The organism is Treponema sp. OMZ 838, assembly GCF_000775995.1.
Lineage (GTDB): Bacteria > Spirochaetota > Spirochaetia > Treponematales > Treponemataceae > Treponema.
The window spans coordinates 1,056,808-1,076,206 of the sequence record NZ_CP009227.1 but is presented as its reverse complement, the minus strand read 5'-3'; the positions used below and the strand labels follow the sequence as shown (position 1 = coordinate 1,076,206).

The 19,399-nt window shown below is 43.3% G+C and carries 15 protein-coding genes; 4 read left to right on the top strand and 11 right to left on the bottom strand.

Translation table 11 applies throughout. The features are described 5' to 3' along the window. Positions 1-158 precede the first annotated feature (158 nt). Genes QI63_RS04795 through QI63_RS04785 form a run of 3 tightly spaced genes read left to right on the top strand, consistent with a single transcriptional unit; the run spans position 159 to position 3,333 of the window. The gene (locus QI63_RS04795; protein WP_144389659.1) at positions 159-791 is read left to right on the top strand and encodes a hypothetical protein; all 633 of its coding nucleotides are present in this window, start codon (positions 159-161) and stop codon (positions 789-791) included. A gap of 12 nt (positions 792-803) precedes the next feature. Beyond that, positions 804-1,658 carry a RipA family octameric membrane protein gene (locus QI63_RS04790; protein WP_044014353.1) on the top strand — a complete coding sequence of 285 codons (855 nt, stop codon included), beginning with the start codon at positions 804-806 and terminating at the stop codon, positions 1,656-1,658. Positions 1,659-1,713: 55 nt separating this feature from the next. After that, positions 1,714-3,333 (top strand): ATP-binding protein, encoded by a 1,620-nt coding sequence (locus tag QI63_RS04785; RefSeq protein WP_044014351.1) that lies wholly within the window; start codon positions 1,714-1,716, stop codon positions 3,331-3,333. A 410-nt stretch (positions 3,334-3,743) separates the two neighbouring features. On the opposite strand, the gene QI63_RS04780 is transcribed toward QI63_RS04785, so the two are convergent. The 10 genes from QI63_RS04780 to murI form a co-directional block, all read right to left on the bottom strand. Continuing rightward, positions 3,744-5,654, bottom strand: coding sequence for an ABC transporter ATP-binding protein (locus QI63_RS04780; protein WP_044017057.1), 1,911 nt, complete (start codon positions 5,652-5,654; stop codon positions 3,744-3,746). After that, complete coding sequence (locus QI63_RS04775) at positions 5,651-7,480, bottom strand: ABC transporter ATP-binding protein (RefSeq protein WP_235619785.1); 1,830 nt, start codon at positions 7,478-7,480, stop codon at positions 5,651-5,653. Before QI63_RS04775 ends, QI63_RS04780 begins: the two co-directional genes overlap by 4 nt. A gap of 67 nt (positions 7,481-7,547) precedes the next feature. Further along, entirely contained in the window at positions 7,548-8,150 is a 603-nt protein-coding gene (locus QI63_RS04770) for an MptD family putative ECF transporter S component (protein ID WP_044014349.1), read from the bottom strand. Positions 8,151-8,163: 13 nt separating this feature from the next. Further along, positions 8,164-8,874, bottom strand: a complete 711-nt coding sequence (locus tag QI63_RS04765; protein WP_044014347.1) for an energy-coupling factor transporter transmembrane component T family protein — start codon at positions 8,872-8,874, stop codon at positions 8,164-8,166. 1 nt (position 8,875) lies between these two features. After that, positions 8,876-10,351: an ABC transporter ATP-binding protein gene (locus tag QI63_RS04760; protein ID WP_044017053.1), complete on the bottom strand. Its 1,476-nt coding sequence runs from the start codon at positions 10,349-10,351 to the stop codon at positions 8,876-8,878. Then, the gene (locus QI63_RS04755) at positions 10,339-12,063 is read right to left on the bottom strand and encodes an ABC transporter ATP-binding protein (RefSeq protein ID WP_044014345.1); all 1,725 of its coding nucleotides are present in this window, start codon (positions 12,061-12,063) and stop codon (positions 10,339-10,341) included. Before QI63_RS04755 ends, QI63_RS04760 begins: the two co-directional genes overlap by 13 nt. 11 nt (positions 12,064-12,074) lie before the next feature. Continuing rightward, positions 12,075-13,793 (bottom strand): ABC transporter ATP-binding protein, encoded by a 1,719-nt coding sequence (locus tag QI63_RS04750; RefSeq protein WP_044014343.1) that lies wholly within the window; start codon positions 13,791-13,793, stop codon positions 12,075-12,077. Between the two features lie 383 nt (positions 13,794-14,176). Further along, on the bottom strand, positions 14,177-14,746 hold the full coding sequence (locus tag QI63_RS04740) for a TetR/AcrR family transcriptional regulator (protein ID WP_044014340.1): 570 nt from the start codon (positions 14,744-14,746) through the stop codon (positions 14,177-14,179). Between the two features lie 154 nt (positions 14,747-14,900). Beyond that, complete coding sequence (gene rsgA / locus QI63_RS04735; protein WP_044014338.1) at positions 14,901-15,851, bottom strand: ribosome small subunit-dependent GTPase A; 951 nt, start codon at positions 15,849-15,851, stop codon at positions 14,901-14,903. Continuing rightward, positions 15,851-16,639 carry a glutamate racemase gene (gene murI / locus QI63_RS04730; protein ID WP_044014336.1) on the bottom strand — a complete coding sequence of 263 codons (789 nt, stop codon included), beginning with the start codon at positions 16,637-16,639 and terminating at the stop codon, positions 15,851-15,853. Before murI ends, rsgA begins: the two co-directional genes overlap by 1 nt. 131 nt (positions 16,640-16,770) lie before the next feature. Between murI and QI63_RS04725 the strand changes: the two genes are divergently transcribed. Continuing rightward, complete coding sequence (locus QI63_RS04725) at positions 16,771-18,555, top strand: ABC transporter ATP-binding protein (protein ID WP_044017051.1); 1,785 nt, start codon at positions 16,771-16,773, stop codon at positions 18,553-18,555. Between the two features lie 260 nt (positions 18,556-18,815). Here the strand turns inward: QI63_RS04725 and QI63_RS04720 are convergent, their stop codons facing one another. Further along, positions 18,816-19,328, bottom strand: coding sequence for a ClbS/DfsB family four-helix bundle protein (locus QI63_RS04720; protein WP_044014334.1), 513 nt, complete (start codon positions 19,326-19,328; stop codon positions 18,816-18,818). Positions 19,329-19,399 lie beyond the last annotated feature (71 nt).

Below are 19,399 nucleotides of genomic sequence, written 5' to 3'. Positions count from 1 at the left end.
AGTCTTCCCCTATGACCCCATCTAAAGAAAAACGGCGACTTAGGGCTCTGCCTTAAGAACCTGCCTTGGTGCTCAAGCGGGTTCTGAATGAAAAGCTGAGTAGCTATGCTTTTTACGCTCAGTATTTTCAGAACGAACAAGGATGTCGCGTTCAAAAATTGGCAAGAAAGTCAATTTTTGAACTTGCCGCAAACAGCAGTGCAGTTTGTGGAGAGATAATGAAGAAAAACGCTCCGTATGGGGGGCGAGGAAAGGAGAAGATTAAAGTGTTTGATAAATACATATACAAATCTATGTTTACAGACGGTAAAAGTAATGAAAGTATAAATGCAAAGAACTTAATAAATAAAGACAAAATACCAGAGCAGGATGATTCTCTAATAATCGATATGTATATAGAAAAAATACAAATGCCGATATGTTCTTACGTATTATTTATAGTGTTCAGTGTATTTGCAATCGGTTTATTAATTTTCTTATGGATGAATGTACGTCAATACGGTAATCAAGATATATTTATCATCACCTCAATTTTTGTCGGTATTATGACAGTTCTTATTGTTGCCTTTGCTCTTATAAACCTTGTATTCTCAGAAGAAAGCCGTAAATACGCTCTTTTAACATACGCCTATGATGAAGCTCTTAAAAAAGTAGGAGAACGGTACGATAAAAAAACAATTGCAACTTCTCGTAATGATAATACCGAATCAAAAAAAGAAGAAATAGAATATGGGGTGCGGACAATCACTAAAACTTTTGAATCCTACTGTCAAAATATTACGGCAAAATAAAAAGGGGGATTTATGTGCAATCAAGATAACAATCGTAATGACAATACGAATGCGAACAGTAATAATCACACCCCTACAGCAAAGGATATTTACAAATACCTTTGGCGCGGAAGAGATTTTGAGCTTGAACGTCTTTGGTCTCGGTCTGTTTTTCTTGCTGCTTTTTTAATTGCTATTGCAGGCGCTTATGCTGTTTATATGAAGGATATATTTATCCCCCAATTAGCCGGCAATCGCCTTACTGCAACGGTTCAAGCTGTTAAAGATGATGTGAAAGTTTGTAAAGAGTTTATGGTCATCATTACCGAAAAAAATGAATCCCCGTGTACGGAAAAGTCATTTGCCCAGCCTTTTACTATGGGGATAGTTCCCCTTGTTATCTGCTTTTTGGGAATGCTCTTTTCTGTGTTGTGGGTTCTTATGGGCAAGGGATCAAAGGCATGGTATGAGCTGTATGAAAGCAATATTGCACAGATGAGCACTAATCACAAGTTTTGGGAAGGCTGCAATGAGTCGGCAAACTCCGAGCTTAATAAGATATTTTGCAATAAAAAAACCGGACGATATACGGAATACTTATTCGGGAAACTGCACAACCGTCACGGCGATCCGATGAACTCCCGTCTCTTTTCTCCGGTCGCGGGGCCTTTTTCCGTTTCTAAAATCAACATCATGATCGGTATAATCAGCTTACAGTTTTTTATCCTCGCCTTTTTCTTTCATCTTTACCGGCTTTGTAAAATGTGTCTCTCCGCCTCTTTACATCCTATGATGTTCCTCATTTTCCTCGCCGCCGCTCTCTTTCTTTTCGTACTTTTTACCTGCTTAAAAAAACAACTGGGTTCCTCTTATTTGGCAAACGAATAGCCGTCTTTGACGTGGCTAAATTGCAGAAAGCATTGAACCCTGCTATACTATTGCTATGAATACTCCCCGCAAACTACCGATCGGCATACAGAGTTTTGAAAAACTGCGCCGAGACGGTTATCTGTATATTGATAAGACCCCATTTCTCTGGCGGCTCGTTCAAGTGTCGAGTCCCTATTTCTTAAGCCGTCCGCGGAGGTTTGGCAAGAGTCTTTTCCTTTCAACCTTGGCAGCATATTTCCGCGGGCAAAAAGAGCTATTCAAAGATCTATATCTTGAAAAAGCGGAAGAGGAGCAAGCGGCACAAGAAGGCAGAGAGGCGTGGCAAGAATATCCTGTACTCTATCTGGATTTTAATACGGAAAATTACAATGATGAAAAAAGTATGCACACTATTCTGCACACTCATTTAGTCCAGTGGGAAAAGCAATACGAATCAGATACCTCAGAGCAAACGTTTTCGAGCCGATTTAAAGGGATAATCCAACGGGCATATCAAAAGACCGGCAAGCAGGTAGTCATTCTCGTAGACGAATACGATAAGCCGCTTTTACAAACGATGGGAATAAATGAAGCGCTGAATGAACAATACCGCAATGCGCTTAAAGCTTTTTACTCTGTCATAAAAACCTGTGATGAATATATCCGCTTTGCCTTTTTAACCGGGGTTACCAAGTTTAGCAAGATCAGCATTTTCAGTGATTTGAATAACCTCCGCGATATATCGATTGAGAAACAGTATGCCAGCCTCTGCGGCATCACACAAACAGAACTTGAAACGAACTTCCAGCCTGACATACAAGTGCTTGCCGATGAGCAAAACCTTACGTATCAACAGGCATTAGCAGCCTTAAAGCAGTGGTACGACGGCTATATGTTCCATCCTGCAGGAGAAGGAATGTACAATCCCTTTAGCCTTTTGAGCGCCTTTGTCAAAAAAGAGATTAGCGGTTACTGGTTCGGTACGGGAACGCCGACTTTTTTGGTCAACTTCTTAAAAGAAGCGCATTATTATATCCCCGACTTGGATGGCAATGTGCAACTTGATGAAGATGGCTTGCAAACCTATCGGGCAGTTGCTCAAGATGCGTTGCCTATTCTGTTTCAAGCAGGCTATCTCACTATCAAGGAATATATAAAAGATTTACGGCTTTACCGACTGGGCTTTCCGAATGATGAGGTACGGTATGGCTTTTTGCATAATCTGTTACCGGCATATTCTGACGTCCCCTTCGGCCAAACAGGGGTATGGGTTGGACGGTTTGTACAAGACATCCGCAAGGGTGACGTGAATAGCTTTATGGAGCGGATGCAAGCGATTATCGCAAGTATTCCGTATGATGATTTCCCGAAGAATAAGCTGAAACTGCGGGAACAGAACTATCAGACAGCAGTGTATCTTGTCTTTGCACTGATGGGACAGTTTGTACAGACGGAAGTACACTGCGCTACCGGACGTGCGGATGCCGTGGTTATTACTGCTGATGCTGTGTATATCTTTGAGTTTAAGCTCTCCGGGAATGGTAGTGCTGAAGATGCCTTCAACCAGATAAAAACGAATGGCTATGCCGCAAAGTACATGGCGAGTGGGAAAAAAATAGTGCTCATTGGAAGTTCATTTGATGAACAGACACGCACAATAAAAGACTGGAAAACCGAAGTTTTAGACAAGTAAATTGCAACTATCGCGGACTGTTTTTTGTTAAGCGACAACGCAGATGCCCCGCCCCTAACCAACGCTTTTGCAAAGAGACGGTACAGATACGAGGCGTGAGCGAAAATTAACCGCAGGCCTGTTGAAAAGCGTACTTCCGTGTACGCTTTTCAACGACAAGTTTTTCTAGTGAAAAACTTGCTGCTGTTTAGAAACACCGCCATCCGTGGCGGTACTGATACGTTGAGGATTTTCAGCAGCGGCAAGGATGCCACTGATTTAAACAGAAGCGATGAAGGAGATACCCCGCCCCTAACCAGCGCTTTGACAAATAGGTGGAGCAGATGCTAGGAGCGTACAAAAAACACCCGCAGTCGTACTTGTTGTACGTCGAGGAGTGTTTTTTGTTAAGCGACAACGCAGATGCCCGCCTATTTGTCAAAGTCTAAGGCTCCCGTATAAAGTTGATAATACATACCCTTTTTGGCAATAAGACTTTCGTGTGTGCCGCGTTCGATAATTTCGCCGTGATCCAAGACCATGATAACGTCGGAGTTCATAATGGTGGAGAGGCGGTGGGCGATGACGAAAACGGTTCTGCCTTCCATCAGCCTATCCATACCTTTTTGGATGAGCGCTTCGGTTCTTGTGTCGATTGAAGAGGTTGCTTCATCCAATATCATAACGGGCGGATCGGAGACTGCGGCGCGGGCAATGGATAAGAGCTGCCGCTGTCCTTGCGAAAGGGAGTTTTTGCTGCCTTCAATAACCGTGTCATATCCGTGGGGCAGCATCGTAATAAAGTTGTGCGCATTGGCAAGTTCTGCCGCTGCGATACACTGTTCGTCGGTTGCATCCAAGTTGCCGAATCGAATGTTTTCCATAATAGTGCCGGTAAATAAATTCACCTCTTGCAATACGATACCGAGCGAACGCCGCAGGTCTTCTTTCTTAATGCGGGTAATCGGTATGCCGTCGTAGGTAATAGTGCCGCTGTTAATATCGTAGAAGCGGTTGATCAAATTGGTAATCGTTGTTTTGCCTGCACCGGTCGCCCCGACGAATGCAACCTTTTGTCCGCGCTCCGCAAAGAGGTTTATGTCCTTCAGCACGTTTTTCTCAAGGCTATAACCGAAATCGACATGTTCAAAAATCACCTTGCCCGTCAGCCGGGTTAAAGAAACCGCGCCGTCTGCCTGTGTTTCCTTCCACGCCCATATACCCGTGTGTTCCGCCGCTTCGGACAAGGTGCCTGCTTCTTCCCGTGCGTTGACAAGCGTAACGGTACCGGCATCTTCCTCCGGCGCTTCGTCCATCAGCGCAAAAATCCGTGAGGCTCCTGCAACGGCATTGATTACCGAATTGAGCTGATTGGATAGCTGAGAAATGGGATTGGTAAAGCTCCGCGACAGCGTTAAAAATGAAGCGATGGTGCCAAGCGTCAGCGTATTGATACCGGCGATAGTCGGATTGGGAATTTTTGCAATAGCAAACCATGCACCGACAAGCGCAACAATCACATACTGAAAATATCCCAGCGCATTCATAAAGGGCATGATGATATTTGCATACGCATTTGCTTTTGCTGCGCTTTCCTGCCATGCGGCATTCTTTTCTTTAAATTCAGCTTTTACCGCTTCTTCCCGGCAGAACACTTTAATCACTTTCTGTCCGTTTATCATCTCTTCAACATAGCCGTTGAGTTGCCCGAGTGTCTCCTGCTGGCGGACAAAATAGAAGCCGCTCTTTTTTGCGACGAACTTAATCACGTTCAAAATAGAAAAGATGGAAGCGACAACGATGACTGTCAGATACACACTCTGATACAACATTGCAAAGAACACGGCGATAATCGTACACACGGAAGAAACAAACTGCGGCATTGACTGCGTAATCATCTGCCGGAGTGTGTCGGTGTCGTTGGTGTAGCGGCTCATAATATCACCGTGCGTGTGCGTGTCGAAATACCGAATCGGCAGGCGCTGCATCTTTGCGAACATCTCATCGCGGATCCGCTTGAGCGTCCGCTGCGCCACATTGATCATCAAACGGCTGTAAATCCATGAACAAAGGACACCGGCGCCGTACACCGCCGCCATAACGATGAGCGCCCGTAGCAGTCCGGTAAACACCGGAGTACTTTGCGCAAGCAGTGGCAGGATATACTGATCAATCAATACTTGCAGGAATAAAGAGGCGGCGGCGGTTGCGCCTGCACTTAATAAAATACAGACCGTCACAACCGCAAGGATGCCCCTGTACTGTTTTTGATAGGAAAGAAGCCGTTTGACGGCAGGCATGGAAAGTTTCATTTCCGGTTTTGCACCGTGAGCAGGTTTCATATTATGCATCGGAACCTCCGATTTTTGTTGCACTGTTGAGCAGTGTACCTCCGTGTACACTGCTCAACTCTGATAGTCATTATGTCGTCAGTTCCTTTTTGTTGCGTTTCAAAGACTTCTTTATAGATGTCGCTTGTATGCAGCAATTCATCATGTGTGCCGACCGCAGTAATTGCTCCGTTGTCGAATACGAGAATTTTATCCGCATGTTGTACGGAAGAAATCCGCTGCGCAATAATGATCTTTGTTGTATCCGGCAGGAAGTCTTTAAATGACTTTTGAATCAGTGCGTCCGTTTTGGTGTCTACCGCACTGGTTGAATCATCGAGGATTAAAATCTTAGGTTTCTTGAGCAGCGCCCGCGCAATACAAAGCCGCTGTTTTTGTCCACCGGAAACATTGGCACCTCCCTGCTCGATACGGGAGTTATACCCATCCGGCATTGCTTCGACAAATTCGGCAGCGCAAGCGAGGCGGCACGCTTCCGCAATTTCCGCATCGCTTGCATGTTCATTCCCCCACTGCAAATTAGTCTTTACCGTACCGGCAAACAATTCATTTTTCTGCAAGACCATTGCTACCGCATCCCGCAGCGTTTTTACATCGTAGTCTTTTACGTTCACACCGCCGACACTCACCGAACCGGAGGTAACATCGTATAAGCGGGGAATGAGCTGGACAAAAGATGTTTTGGAAGAACCCGTGCCGCCGATAATCCCCACCGTTTCTCCAGACCGGATAACAAGGTTCGCATTATCGATTACTTTTTTATCGGCATCCGCAGTATACATAAAATCGGCATTGGTAAAGCATATCTCTCCGTTTTTTACCTCCATCACGGGATGCTCAGGATTGGTGATGTCCGGCTGCTCATTTAAAATTTCTGCAATACGGTCTGCGGAAGAACGGGAAATAGTGATCATCACAAAGACCATCGAAAACATCATCAAGCTCATCATAATTTGAGAGGCATACGAAAACAGCGCCATCAGCGACCCGGTGGTGAGCCCCTGCGTCGCATTGTTCCCGCTCGCAACAATCTCCTTTGCACCGAACCACGAAATCAAAATCATACAGGTATAAATACACAGCTGTGCCATCGGCATCATCAGCGTAATATACCGCTCCCCTTTTGAAAAGCCCTTGTAAATCGATTCGGAAATATTTTCAAACTTGGTAATTTCGTACTGCTGCCGGTTAAAGGATTTTACCGCCCGGACACCGCGCACGTTTTCCTGCACCACATTGTTGAGCGTATCGTAGGTTTTAAAAACAGTTCTGAATATCGGATGCACCTTCCGGATAATAAGAAAGATACCGAGTCCCAAAAGCGGAATCATACCGAGAAAGATGAGGGAAATGTTCGTACTGATTCTAAACGATGCAATCATCGCAAAGATCATCATTCCGGGGGCGCGCACGGCAAGTTTTACCAGCATCTGATAGGAGTTGAGTACGTTTGTTACATCGGTGGTAAGCCGCGTTATAATGGAAGAAGGTGAAAATTTGTCGATGTTGGAAAAAGAAAAAGTCTGCACGTTGTCGTACATATCCTGCCGCAGATTTGCCGCAAAACCCGCCGATGCCTTTGCCGCAGTAACCGACGAAAACACCCCCGTCAATAATTGAATAAGCGCAAAGACCAAAAGCGCCGCCCCGTACTTGAACACCGTTTGCATTGCACCGGCTTCAATTCCAAAATCAATGAGATACGCCATACAGGAGGGGATGATTATTTCAAACACCACCTCCGTAATAGTCAGCAGCACTGCGATAACGGATGTCCGTTTATATTCCCGCAGGCTTTTTGATAAAGTCTTCAGCATGATGACTTATCGTAGCACAGTCTAAAAAAAATGAATACGGCGAGTTGGAATATAAATTAAAATGCTGCTATATCACTCCCGCTTTTTCAAAATGCTTTTTTAATATCCGCATAGAAATCCACGCTCCCGCGAAACTTGTTATAACTGTCAATGCAACCATAGAACCGTACATCTGCCATGAACCCACAACCTGCAAATACTGTTGTAAAGCTTCATCCGTTAAATGTAAAATCTCCTTTCTTTGCACAAAGTATTCTCCATGCGAAAGATACATGGGCAGGGTGAACAAGGCTGTCTGCAATGTGGAGCCCAGCATATAGGACAGAATAATTGCTTTTTTATCCTTGTACTTCATCGTTGACGCAAGAGTCTCCGCAATGAACCAGCCGATAATTGAAAGGCCGACGCCTATTCCGTTTGCCGCCATAAATCCCGGTAAAACGATAATTATCCCCATAATAAAAAAGACGCCCGTTTTTCTTACCTTTGATGCCGCCAGCATAAATGCTATCGATACAAAAAACAGCGTAATCGGGATATTGGCTACCGTTCCGAAAAGCGTTAATGCAGCAATTGCTCCTGTAACAAAGAAGATGAGCAGTGCAACTGTACCAAAAATTCCGATAAAAATAAAATCTTTGGCGTTTAGTTTGTTTGTCGTTGTTTCCATAGTTTATATTCTCCTAAAAAATATTACTAACCTGTAAGTACGATACCACAGCCACAGCAATAGCCGTACATAATCCGTATACAAAATCCGTTTTTGTAAATTTGAGCGGATAGACATTCGTTCTGTTTTTATAGTTTTCAATTCCTCTCAGCAAAACCGATGTGGAAAGTTCCTCAGCTATGCGAAGACTTCTAAATAAAATCGGAACAATTATAAGTTCTAAAGAACGAATGGGATGAATTAAAAACCGTAAGCCCGAAATAGAAATTCCTCTTATTTTTAAACTGTCTTTTAAACAGCCGTAATCTTCTTTTAAGGACGGGAGATACCTAAATACAACGATTAAGGGAATTGCTATTATGTTTGGAAATTTCATCGTCTGCATAGCCGATATAATAGAGGGCATGGAAGTTTTCTTTTTCAAGAATATAATCATCATAACCGCAATAACGAATTTTTGAATAAAATAACTTAAAGATACAATCATGAGAGCAATTGTCGAATTCGGAATATAATGAATATAAAACATCGACACGGCAATGATACTATACATTCCGCTATATAAAACGGATTCACGATAAGCGCGTACATCCCATAAATAGAAATTACAAATAATAAGTAAAACATGTGAGGGGAGGGGCTTATTGACGGCAAGACCGAACGAGATAAAAATAAATACAATGCCGAGTACCGTTCTCGGATCCGCTTTTCTTTTTGTATTCACTTCACATTTCCTCTTTTTTACTTAAAAGCTCCCAGAGCATTTTCTTGGTATCATTATTTAAATTGAAATCAGCGTGAACCATTCCGCTTTTTAAATAAATAATTCTGTTGCAGACAGACAGTAAAAATTCATAATCATGCGATATTACAAATATAAGCCTACCTGCCTTTGCCTCAGTGAGAATACTTTTAGAAACTAAATCCATAGAATGTTTATCCAAGCCGCTTGTCGGTTCATCTAAAAAAAGTATCTTACAGTTATTGCAAAAAGCTACTGCAATGGTAAGCCGTTGCTTTTGACCTCTTGAGAGGGCAAGCGGATGCCGTTCTTTTAAATCAAGAATTTCAAAGTCCGATAAAACGGTTTCTTTTTCCGTATAGCTCAAACCGCCGCCTTTTTTTCCTATATTCAATTCATCCTCTACGGTATTACCGAAAAGTTGATAGTCGGAGTCCTGCATGACAAAATAAATACTCCCCGCCCTTTTCTTATAGCTACGCTTTTCTCCTTTAATTAAAACGCTTCCGCTTTTTTCTTTTAATAAGCCTGTACACAATTTAGCAAGAGTTGTTTTACCCGCTCCGTTTTCACCTATAATGCCGATAACTTCCTTTTCATAAGCTCTTATTGATATGTCTTTAAGCACATCGGGTTTTTCCTGTTTTGAATGTGAATATGAAATATTTTTTATTTCAAGCAATGGGGTGGTTTTATCGATAATACTTTTAGAATGAACCGTATCGAGATTTCCCAAATATATGGGGCGAATATTTTTATTGTTTTTTTGCAGCTCAAAAAATTCATCTTTTGAGTATTCGCCCGTAATTCTTCCCTTATCCATAATGAGCATACGGCTGCATAAGGCCGAAAGATAAAATAATCGATGCTCCAAAACGATAATGGTTTTTCCTTCTTCTTTTAAGCTCCGTAATATGTTTTCCAAATCAAAGATGGAATGAATATCCAGATTAGCTGTAGGCTCATCGAACAAAAAAATGTCAGGCGACATCGCATAGCATGACGCGATAGCCAGTTTTTGTTTTTCACCGCTTGAAAGTTTAAAGATACTCTTCTCTTTTAGATGATTTATTCCAAGCAGCTTCAAACTGTTGTCTACCCTTTTCAGTATTTCTTCCCTGTTCAAAAGCATATTGCTGCAACCGAATGCCGCTTCACTAAAAGGATCGGTCATAAAAAACTGACTTCGCGGGTCTTGGAATACACAGCCTACTATGCAGCCTATTTTTGAAAGCTCCATAGTGCATATATCTTTTCCGTTTAGATAAGCTTCGCCCGTTAATACTCCGTCATAGTAATGCGAGATAAGGCCATTGATAACAGAGCCGAGTGTGCTCTTCCCGCTTCCGCTTTTTCCGGTAATGACAACAAATTCTCCTTTTTTTATTTCGAGGTTTATATTGTCGAGAATGAGAAGCCCCGACCTTGTTTTATACGAAATATTTTTTAGCGTGAGCACATTCCGCTCCCGTATTGTGCCTTCCAAAGCCGCGCATAGTAAGCCTCCTTTTCCAAAAGTTCTCTATGCTTTCCTTTTTCGATAAGACAGCCTTTTTGAAACACAAGGATTTGATCTGCCTTTTGAATAGTCCTTAAATGATGAGCGATCACTATGACCGTTCTGTTTTTTGCAAGTTCTGTAATGGCATCCTGTATTAAAGACTCATTTACAGGATCGACATTGCTGGTCATTTCGTCGAGGATTAAAATCGGAGCGTCTTTTAAAAATGCTCGTGCAATGGAAATCCGCTGTCTTTGTCCGCCGGATAAGAGACCTCCGTTTTCGCCTATATCCGTTTCATAGCCTTTCGGCAAGCTCATAATAAAATCGTGAATCTTTGCCTTTTTTGCAGCTTCGATGATTTCTTCTTTTGTTGCTCCTTTTTTTCCTACTCGGATATTTTCTTCGATGGTGTTATCAAATAACTGAACATTTTGCATAACAATGCTGATGCGATCTAAAAGTTCATCGTAGGGGATATCCCGAATATCGGTACCGCCGAGCGTAATAGTTCCGCTTTGCACATCGTAAAACCGCAAAAGCAAATTCGTAACCGTCGTCTTACCGCTTCCCGATTCTCCTACAAGCGCAGTCATCGTTTTTTCCGGAACGGAAAAATTTATTCCATTCATTTTGAACTCATCTTCTTCATAAGAAAATGCTACATCTTTAAAAACAATATCGTTTTGTGCACGAGTAACTCCGTCCGTTTTATCGGCTATTACCTCGGCATGAAGAATTTTTCCCAAGCGGTGATAGCTGTCTACGGCAGACACATAATACATATAGTGCGTTTCCAGAGCTGCAAAAGGTTTATAAAATTCTTTTGAAATGACTGCGATAATCATAAAGCTGAGCACATCGATGCTTCCTCGTAACGCGGCAAGACCGGAATAAATGAAAAGAACAAAATACCCTGCATCGATTAAAAACGAAAAGACCGAAAGCTGTCTTGCCTTAAAACGGGAAGCAGCCTTACTTGTTTCTCCGAATTTTTTTGTCTTTTCAAAAAGTTCAGTATCCAGACTTTTATTATGCGAAAAACTTTTGAGCACCGGAATACCGCGTACATATTCGACAAATAAACTCACCATATCGGCAAGTGCGGAATTATTGTTATGCTCCGTTTTTTGTGCTCCCTTAATTGTGTAAAAAAGGTAAGCAAGCGAAAGAGGAATCGACGCGGCCATCACAAGGGCTGCACTAAGATTGATAAAGCAAAGACCGATAAATACCGCAAGCGCAATGAGAAAATCACCGAACATCCGCGGCCACATATGACCGACCACCATAGACATATTGTCCACATCTTTATGAAGAATTGTATTTAATTCCCCCAGCCGTTCATTCGTATAAAATCCCAAACTAAACAGCTTTAATTTTACAATCATCCGCTCCCGTATTTGCTGCACCACATCAAAGCCGGCTCCGTGCTTTTTTAAGTCGGCAAGCATATTGCAAAGTCCCTTAAAAACGACCAAGCCTATCAGCGTTGCAAAAGCCCCGTAGAGTCCCTGAACATCAGTCCCGGCAGCAATCTTAAACAAAATCGCAAACACCGTAAGCAACATCCCCACGGAGCTCAATCCGTACAAGGTAAAAAACAGAGAAGAAATACATACATCGATTTTTCCCCGCTTACTCAAAAATGCAAATAATTTTTTATACATAAATGTCTCCTTTACCCCACTCGCCAGTTGTCTACTTTGTTTTGGGCTTCGACCATTTCTTTATAAAAGGTGCATCGCGAAATCAATTCTTCATGTGTGCCGGAATCCAGTATGCGGCCTTTATCCATAATGATTATTTTGTCCGCGTTTTGTACGGTGTTCAGGTGATGCGCAATCGTGATAACCGTTTTATTTTTTCTTAATTCTTCGATCGCCTCGTTTATGAGTTTTTCGTTTTCGCTGTCAACCGCAGCCATCGCTTCATCTAAAATAAGAATTGGGGCATTTTTAAGAATCATCCGGGCAATGGATATTCTTTGCTTTTCTCCTCCCGAAAGTTTTACGCCCATCTCTCCGACCCGTGTGTTGTAGCCGTGAGGCAGGGCGGAAATAAAATCATGACATCGTGCTTTTTGGGCGGCCTCTATAACTTCCGCTTCCGAAGCGCCCGCCTTACCGATCGCGATATTTTCAAAGATGCTCATATTAAAAAGGATCACTTCCTGTTGAACACTTCCGATAAGAGCGGAAATGCTGTCCGTATCATAGTGTGAAATATCTTTGCCCGAAATTGTGAGCACACCTGAATCAACATCCCAAAAACCCATGATAAGATTCGCAAGCGTGCTTTTACCGCAGCCGCTCGGCCCGACAAGCGCATTTAAAGTGTTTTTTTTACACTGTACCGTAATATCTTTTAACGCAAAGCCGTCTTTTTCATACTTAAAATGTACGTTCTTGCATTCTATATCTCCCGTTTTCAGTTTTTCGCTGATCTTTTCTTTTGCAAGAGGCGCACAGAGAATCACCGCTATGCTTTTGAGCTTTTCAGTAAACACGATGGAAAAATGATGGAGCGTTGCGGTTTTACTTATTGCTGACACAAACACCGAAGATAAGATAACGGACAGTATAAACTGAGCGGTAGAAATATTGTTATGTAAGAGCAGTATACTTCCTAACATCATAACCGATACCGCTCCGGCTTCCATAAAAATATCGATAAGCACCATTGGGCCCGTAACGGCACCCATACTCTTTTTTACATCTTGCACATAAGAGCGTGCGGAATCCAAAGTTCTGCTGCTAAAACACTCTTCTTTTGCAAATGCCTTTATGACGGCAATATTTTTTACGTACTCCATCATGTCTTCCCTCATCTGCATTTCTCGTTCAAAATATATTTGAAATCTTTTTTGCATGGTCTTTGCAGATAATTGTTGTACAAGGAACATGAGCGGTACCCCTGCAATCATTATTAATGCGAGCCGGTAATCTATAAAAAGTATTGCAATAAAAACCAGAACAGGAAGAAGAGTTGCCGCCATGATTTCCGGAAGACCGTGCGCCAGATATATTTCAATCTGCTCTACATCGTGTTCAACAATGCTTGTAAGCTCGCCGGTAGTATGCTTTTTAAAAAATCCTAAATTCAATTTTTTCAGGTGTTCAATTATGGTAAGCCGTAATTCCGTCAATGTACTAAAAGCCCTGTCATGAGCTGTCTTTACGGCAAGATAATTACAACACGCCTTGAGCATAAACGAGATGAAAATACCACCGGCAATCATTTTAAAATATCCCCTTTCCGCTTTTCCCGAAAATAGGCTGCTTATCACCAGTACCAATAAAACCTGCGGTATTAAGTCAAACACTATTTTAAGTGCAAGCAGCACATTGGACAAAAAGGTTTTACCCGTTACCTGTTTTTTCAATTCCTTTTCAGTCATTATAGTCTCCTTCACTATGTATGCTTTTGTTTGGCGGCTTTTTGCTTACGCAAAAAACGGTCTTCGGCTCCAATCTTCTCCCTTCTGCTGTTCATTCTAAAGAGGCTTTTCCGGGTGTCCCTCCAAAGCCTCTCTCCTGCTTAATCCAATCAGGGAGAAGGATATCCGCCTCCGCCCATGCCGCTGTTGAAAATCAAAAACATTACTTTTGTTTACACCCTCGATGTCACCCATGGTCAAAATATCGCCTCTTCGTTGAACCATTGTCATATCTTCAAAACCAAATAATATTGAATATTTATTCAATATTGATAGATAAAATGAGGAGCGGTTGAACGCTCCTAAAATAAATTTCCTTCTATACTACTCTAACTAATTACAGCTTACAATGATTCAACTCCATTAAAATAGCACTGATTAAGAATAAAGAGCATATCTTCTGCCCATTTTTCATTTTTATAGTGCCGTGCAATTTCCATAAGCCCCTCAACATAATTATTTGCCAAAATATGAGCAAGCATTGGATCGTGCTTGGTTTTTGAATATCTCTTTAAACCGTCTTTTATATGCTGTTCCAATCGTTTAACCCACATATCTTTTGCATTTTCATGTTTCGTCCCCGAGCTCTTGTCGATCAAGATGATGAGTTTTATTCTACTCTTTAACAGTTTGGGAAGTTGAGATGCTCCGCCTCGATTAAATCTTTCATAAGGACTTCCGGCTTCCATCTTTTCTTCATCTTCCATCATCGTAATGATGTTATCCAAGACACCTTCAACTACTTCATCAAACAAACCTTCTTTATTTTTGAAGTAGGTATAAATAAGCGCAACGGGAACATCAGCCTGTTCTGCAATATCCGTCAGCTTGGCGCTTCTATAATCTTGTTCATAAAATATTTTTTCCGCAGCCGTCAGAATCCTAGTTTTGACCTCTTCTTTTAATACCTGCATACCCGCCTGTACGCTCGAAACGTCCTCCTTTCTATTCTGCTAATACTGAATTATAATTTAATATTAAAAGGAAGTCCGATATTTGTCAAGTGAGGCTGACACTCTTGAAAATATATGGCGGGTAGGAACGTAGAATTAGCCAAATACATTTGCCCTAGTATTCGTCCGCGGTAAGCAGTGTCAACTCATCGCGCATGGAACGCCAGCTTTCGTAGCGGTCGGGGTGGATATGCCCTGCGTCCAGTTCTTCCAAGATACGGCAGCCGCGTTCGTGAATGTGTGAGCAGGAAAGCCCGAAAGCACACTGTATTGCTGCGGCCTCCATTTCGGGAAAGTAGAAGATGACTTCTTCCGGTTTAATGCCCCAGAGTGCAAAGTGTCTGATACCGGGGGTGTCGATGATGTTAAACGGCAGCCGCATTCCGTCGTGAGCGGTAAAGGTCATCGGTAAAAAAACGCCCTGCGTTGTCGTATGGATACCGCGGTCGTACTTAAACGAAATATCGGCGGTTTTAAGCGCAAGGCTGGGGTCAAGGCTATTCAGTAAGCTCGACTTTCCGACACCCGACTGTCCGGTAACGGCACAGGTTTTACCCGAAAGGAGGCGTGCGAGCGGTTCAAGTCCTTCCCCCGTCTTTGCAGACACCTCGCATACCTGTATGCCAATGCGCTGCCAATCCCGTATGCGTTCCCGCACCGGTTCCGAAATGCCCAAATCGATTTTGTTCACAATGATAAGTGCGGGGATACCTTCCGCGGCGGCTTGAACCAATGTGCGGTCGGTAAAGCGCGGACGGAAGGGGGGATTGGCAGGGGTGGTAACGCAGAGCAGCAAGTCGATGTTTGCCGCTAGAAGTTGCGGACTGCGCGTTTTCTGATTCCAGCGGATAAAACCGTTGCGCCGCGGTACAAGCGCCGTAATTTGCCCCTGATCGGGATGGAGGGTGTCGTATTCAATATCGACCGTATCACCGGGTGCTAAGGGATTGTAATACCCGCGGCTTTCTTTCAGTTTTTTCCCCTTAATGGAACAACGCACTACGTTGCCTTCGGGTGTGCGTACTGCAAAAAAATTATTTGCGCCGCTTAATACCAGCCCCTGCATTACAGCGCTCCCTTCCAATCGAGGTCGAAAAGTTCACAGTAACCGCGGTACAGCCGGTCGATACGCTCGGTGATTTCGCCGGTAACATAGCAACTGCTGCGGGATGCGTTCCCACCGGCCGGCGGAGGCAGCACATCCAATGCATGGGAAACAACTCCGGGCAAGGAATCGACAACCTTTATTTCCGGAGCGGCGCATTCGGCAAAGGTGTCTGCAAGATGTAAAAAGTGAGTGCACGCCAGTACAATCGTATCGACACCGGCGTCTTTAAACTGCCGGATTGCAGGCACTACTGCTTTTCGTTTTTCTTCATCCGGGGCGGTAATCAGTCCGTTTTCAATTTTTGCAACCAGTTCCGCATCCGCTCGTCTTTCGATAGTACAATCGGCGGCAAATGATTCAATCAGTTTATCAAGATACGGGTCGTTGATTGTTCGCGCCGTGGCGATAATCCCAATACGCTTATTCGTACTGACTTCCGCCGCGACCTTTACCGCCGGTACGGTACCGACAAAGGGAATGGAAAAATGTTTGCGCAGTGCATCGAGGGCGGCGGTTGACATCGTATTACACACCACGATAACCATTGCGGGATCCAATCGATTTATTATTTTTTCCGTAACACCGACTGCGTACTTAATCACGTCCTCACGCGTTTTTTCCCCGTAGGGAAAATGTTCCAAATCCGCCACATACGCAGCCGATGCTTGCGGTGCTTTTTTATGGAAATACCGGAAGTACGGCAAGCCGCCTATCCCCGAATCTAAAAAAACATACGTTTTGTGCATTTAATGTAACACCTCGTAAAATAAATTCATAATGCGAAATTCATGGTTTGATAATTAAGGATTATAAATTATGCATTATTCTTGAGCAAGGTGCATAGAATACAACGGATGCTCCTGTTATAATGACACCTGTGAAAAATTTTGTTCGGCTCTTTTCGTACTTAAAAGGATTCCGTCTCTTATACCTGCTTGCGCTCATGTTTGCACTGCTTGCTCAGATTGCCGCAGCCCTACAGCCGAGCCTAATCAAAATTACCGTCGATTCGGTACTCGGCGATGTACCGCTTACGCATACAGCCCTTGAACGGCTCGTTGCACTGTTCGGAACGGCTGTAAAGGGGACAAACGGACTGCTCATTATGGCCGCTCTCATTCTTGCATTTGCAATAAGCCGCAGTATATTTACATTTTTGCAGATGAATACGGCAAATGCGGCAACCGAACGGATTATTCAAAATGTGCGGAACCGGTTGTATAATCATATTCAGCTATTGCCATACACCTATCACGCAAATGCAAAAACAGGTAATCTGATCCAGCGCTGTACATCCGATGTGGACACCATTCGTATCGCATTATATTCTCAAATTCCCGAAACGGTCGGCTCGGTGTTTTTAATTATATACACGGTCTTTTTGATGATGCAGTCGAACATCAAGCTGGCGCTCATTTCATGTGCAGCGGTTCCGGTTGCGGCAGCTTTTTCTGCTCTCTTCTTTTATGTGATTGAAAAACAGTTTAAAGCCTCAACCGAACAGGAAGCGGCAATGACGGCAGTTCTTCAGGAAAGTCTTACCGGTATCAGAGTGATTAAGGCATTCACTCGTCAACAATACGAGATGGAAAAATTCAAAACAGTCAGCGAAGCGTATATGCGGCGGAATTTGATATTGATACGCTGCTTTGCATTTTTTTGGTCTGGGGCTGATTTTTTATCGTACACCCAGATTTTTACCGTTATCCTCTACGGAAGTTTTTTAGCATACCGCGGCGAAATTTCAGCGGGAATGTTGATAGCGTTTATCTCGTATATCACTATGCTGATACAGCCGGTGCGGCAGCTTGGACGGATTCTCGGTAATATCGGCAAGGCCTGTATATCAGTCGGCCGTATTGAAGAAATATTCCGCGAAGAACCTGAGGCGCTTTTCCCCACACAGAAAAAACCGGATATTAAGGGTGATATCATTTTTGATTCCGTGTCGTTTGCATATCCCGGAGCGAAGAACACACCGGTATTGGATAATGTTTCATTCAGTATCAAACAGGGACAAACGGCGGCAATTTTAGGTCCAACCGGTTCGGGAAAAAGTTCGCTGGTGCATCTGCTTGACCGGCTCTACGACTATACTTCCGGTTCAATCACCATTGACGGCATCGAATTACGTTCGATAGACAAGGGCTGGATACGGTCGCAGATAGGACTGATTTTGCAGGAACCGTTTCTCTACGCTAAAACAATTATGGAAAATATTAAACTTGCCGCCCCCGATACGAACGATGCCGCCGCACAACGATACGCCCGCATCGCAGCCTTGGACGGAGAGATTCATTATTTTGCAGACGGATATTCGACCGTTGTCGGGGAACGTGGCGTGTCTCTTTCCGGCGGACAAAAACAGCGGCTGGCGATTGCACGAACGTTGATAAAGGATGCTCCTATTTTGATCTTTGACGATTCACTTTCCGCAGTTGATATGGAAACCGATGCGGCAATCAGAGCTGCCCTCAAAAATGAAAACAAACATAAAACGGTGATTATCATTTCGCACCGCATTGCTACGGTCAAAGATGCAGACATTATTATCGTGTTGGAAAAGGGAAAGATTACCCAGCAGGGCACACACCGCGAACTCATCGAAAAAGACGGCTTATACAAGCGTATTTATGATATTCAGAGTAATCGAGATCGGTGATTCATAGCAAAATTGAATACCTACCGCTTCTCAGCTGCGCTCTGCATCGGAGTGATTGATTGCCGTGCCGTTTGTTAAATTACAGAAAAGCAGTAACCGTATTATAGTGACAGTATGAACATTTCACGGAAATTGCCGATCGGCGTACAGAGGTACAGAGTTTTAAAGTATTACGGGAAGATCATTATCTCTATGTAGATAAGCCCGAGTATCTTTTTCGATTAGTACAAAGCGGTCGAGTTAGTTGTTAGAGATGGCTGTTATCGTGCTCTATATTTTTTCAACGCTTTTTTAATATCCTTAATAGCCCAATCGTAGTGGCTCGAAGTTGCAGATACGCAATAGCTGCCGAGCGTCGTTGTGCCCGTCCAATCGAAAGTACCTTTGGAAAAAAAGGCTTCATTGGAAAATGTTTCGATAAGCGCCAGCACTTCTTTGTGTGTTTTTTTGAGCATTGTTTCCGCATCGGTATATGATGTGTTTTGATGTTTTTCCCAAAAAACAACATTCATCTGAGGATAGGTTTTCCAATTATAGGGCGCCGGCAAAAAAGGGGCAGGATTCCCGTTTGTGTTTGACCGTATCCAATTCAGCAGAAGACAGTGCCACTCATATAGATGAACCAAAACATCCCGCACGTTTTTATCGCGTTCGTTCGGAACAATATCCGCGTTCTTTTCTTCGTCAGACATTTCGCCGATTAACGTCCACAGTTTTGCGAATTGTTCATTTGCGGCTTGGATTAAATCGGCTTTGGTGGTAGGTCTTGGCATAGGTTATTGTGACTCCTTTAGGATAGTAAGATGCCCTATTGTACCATAGAAAGCTGACACGGTATGTCAGG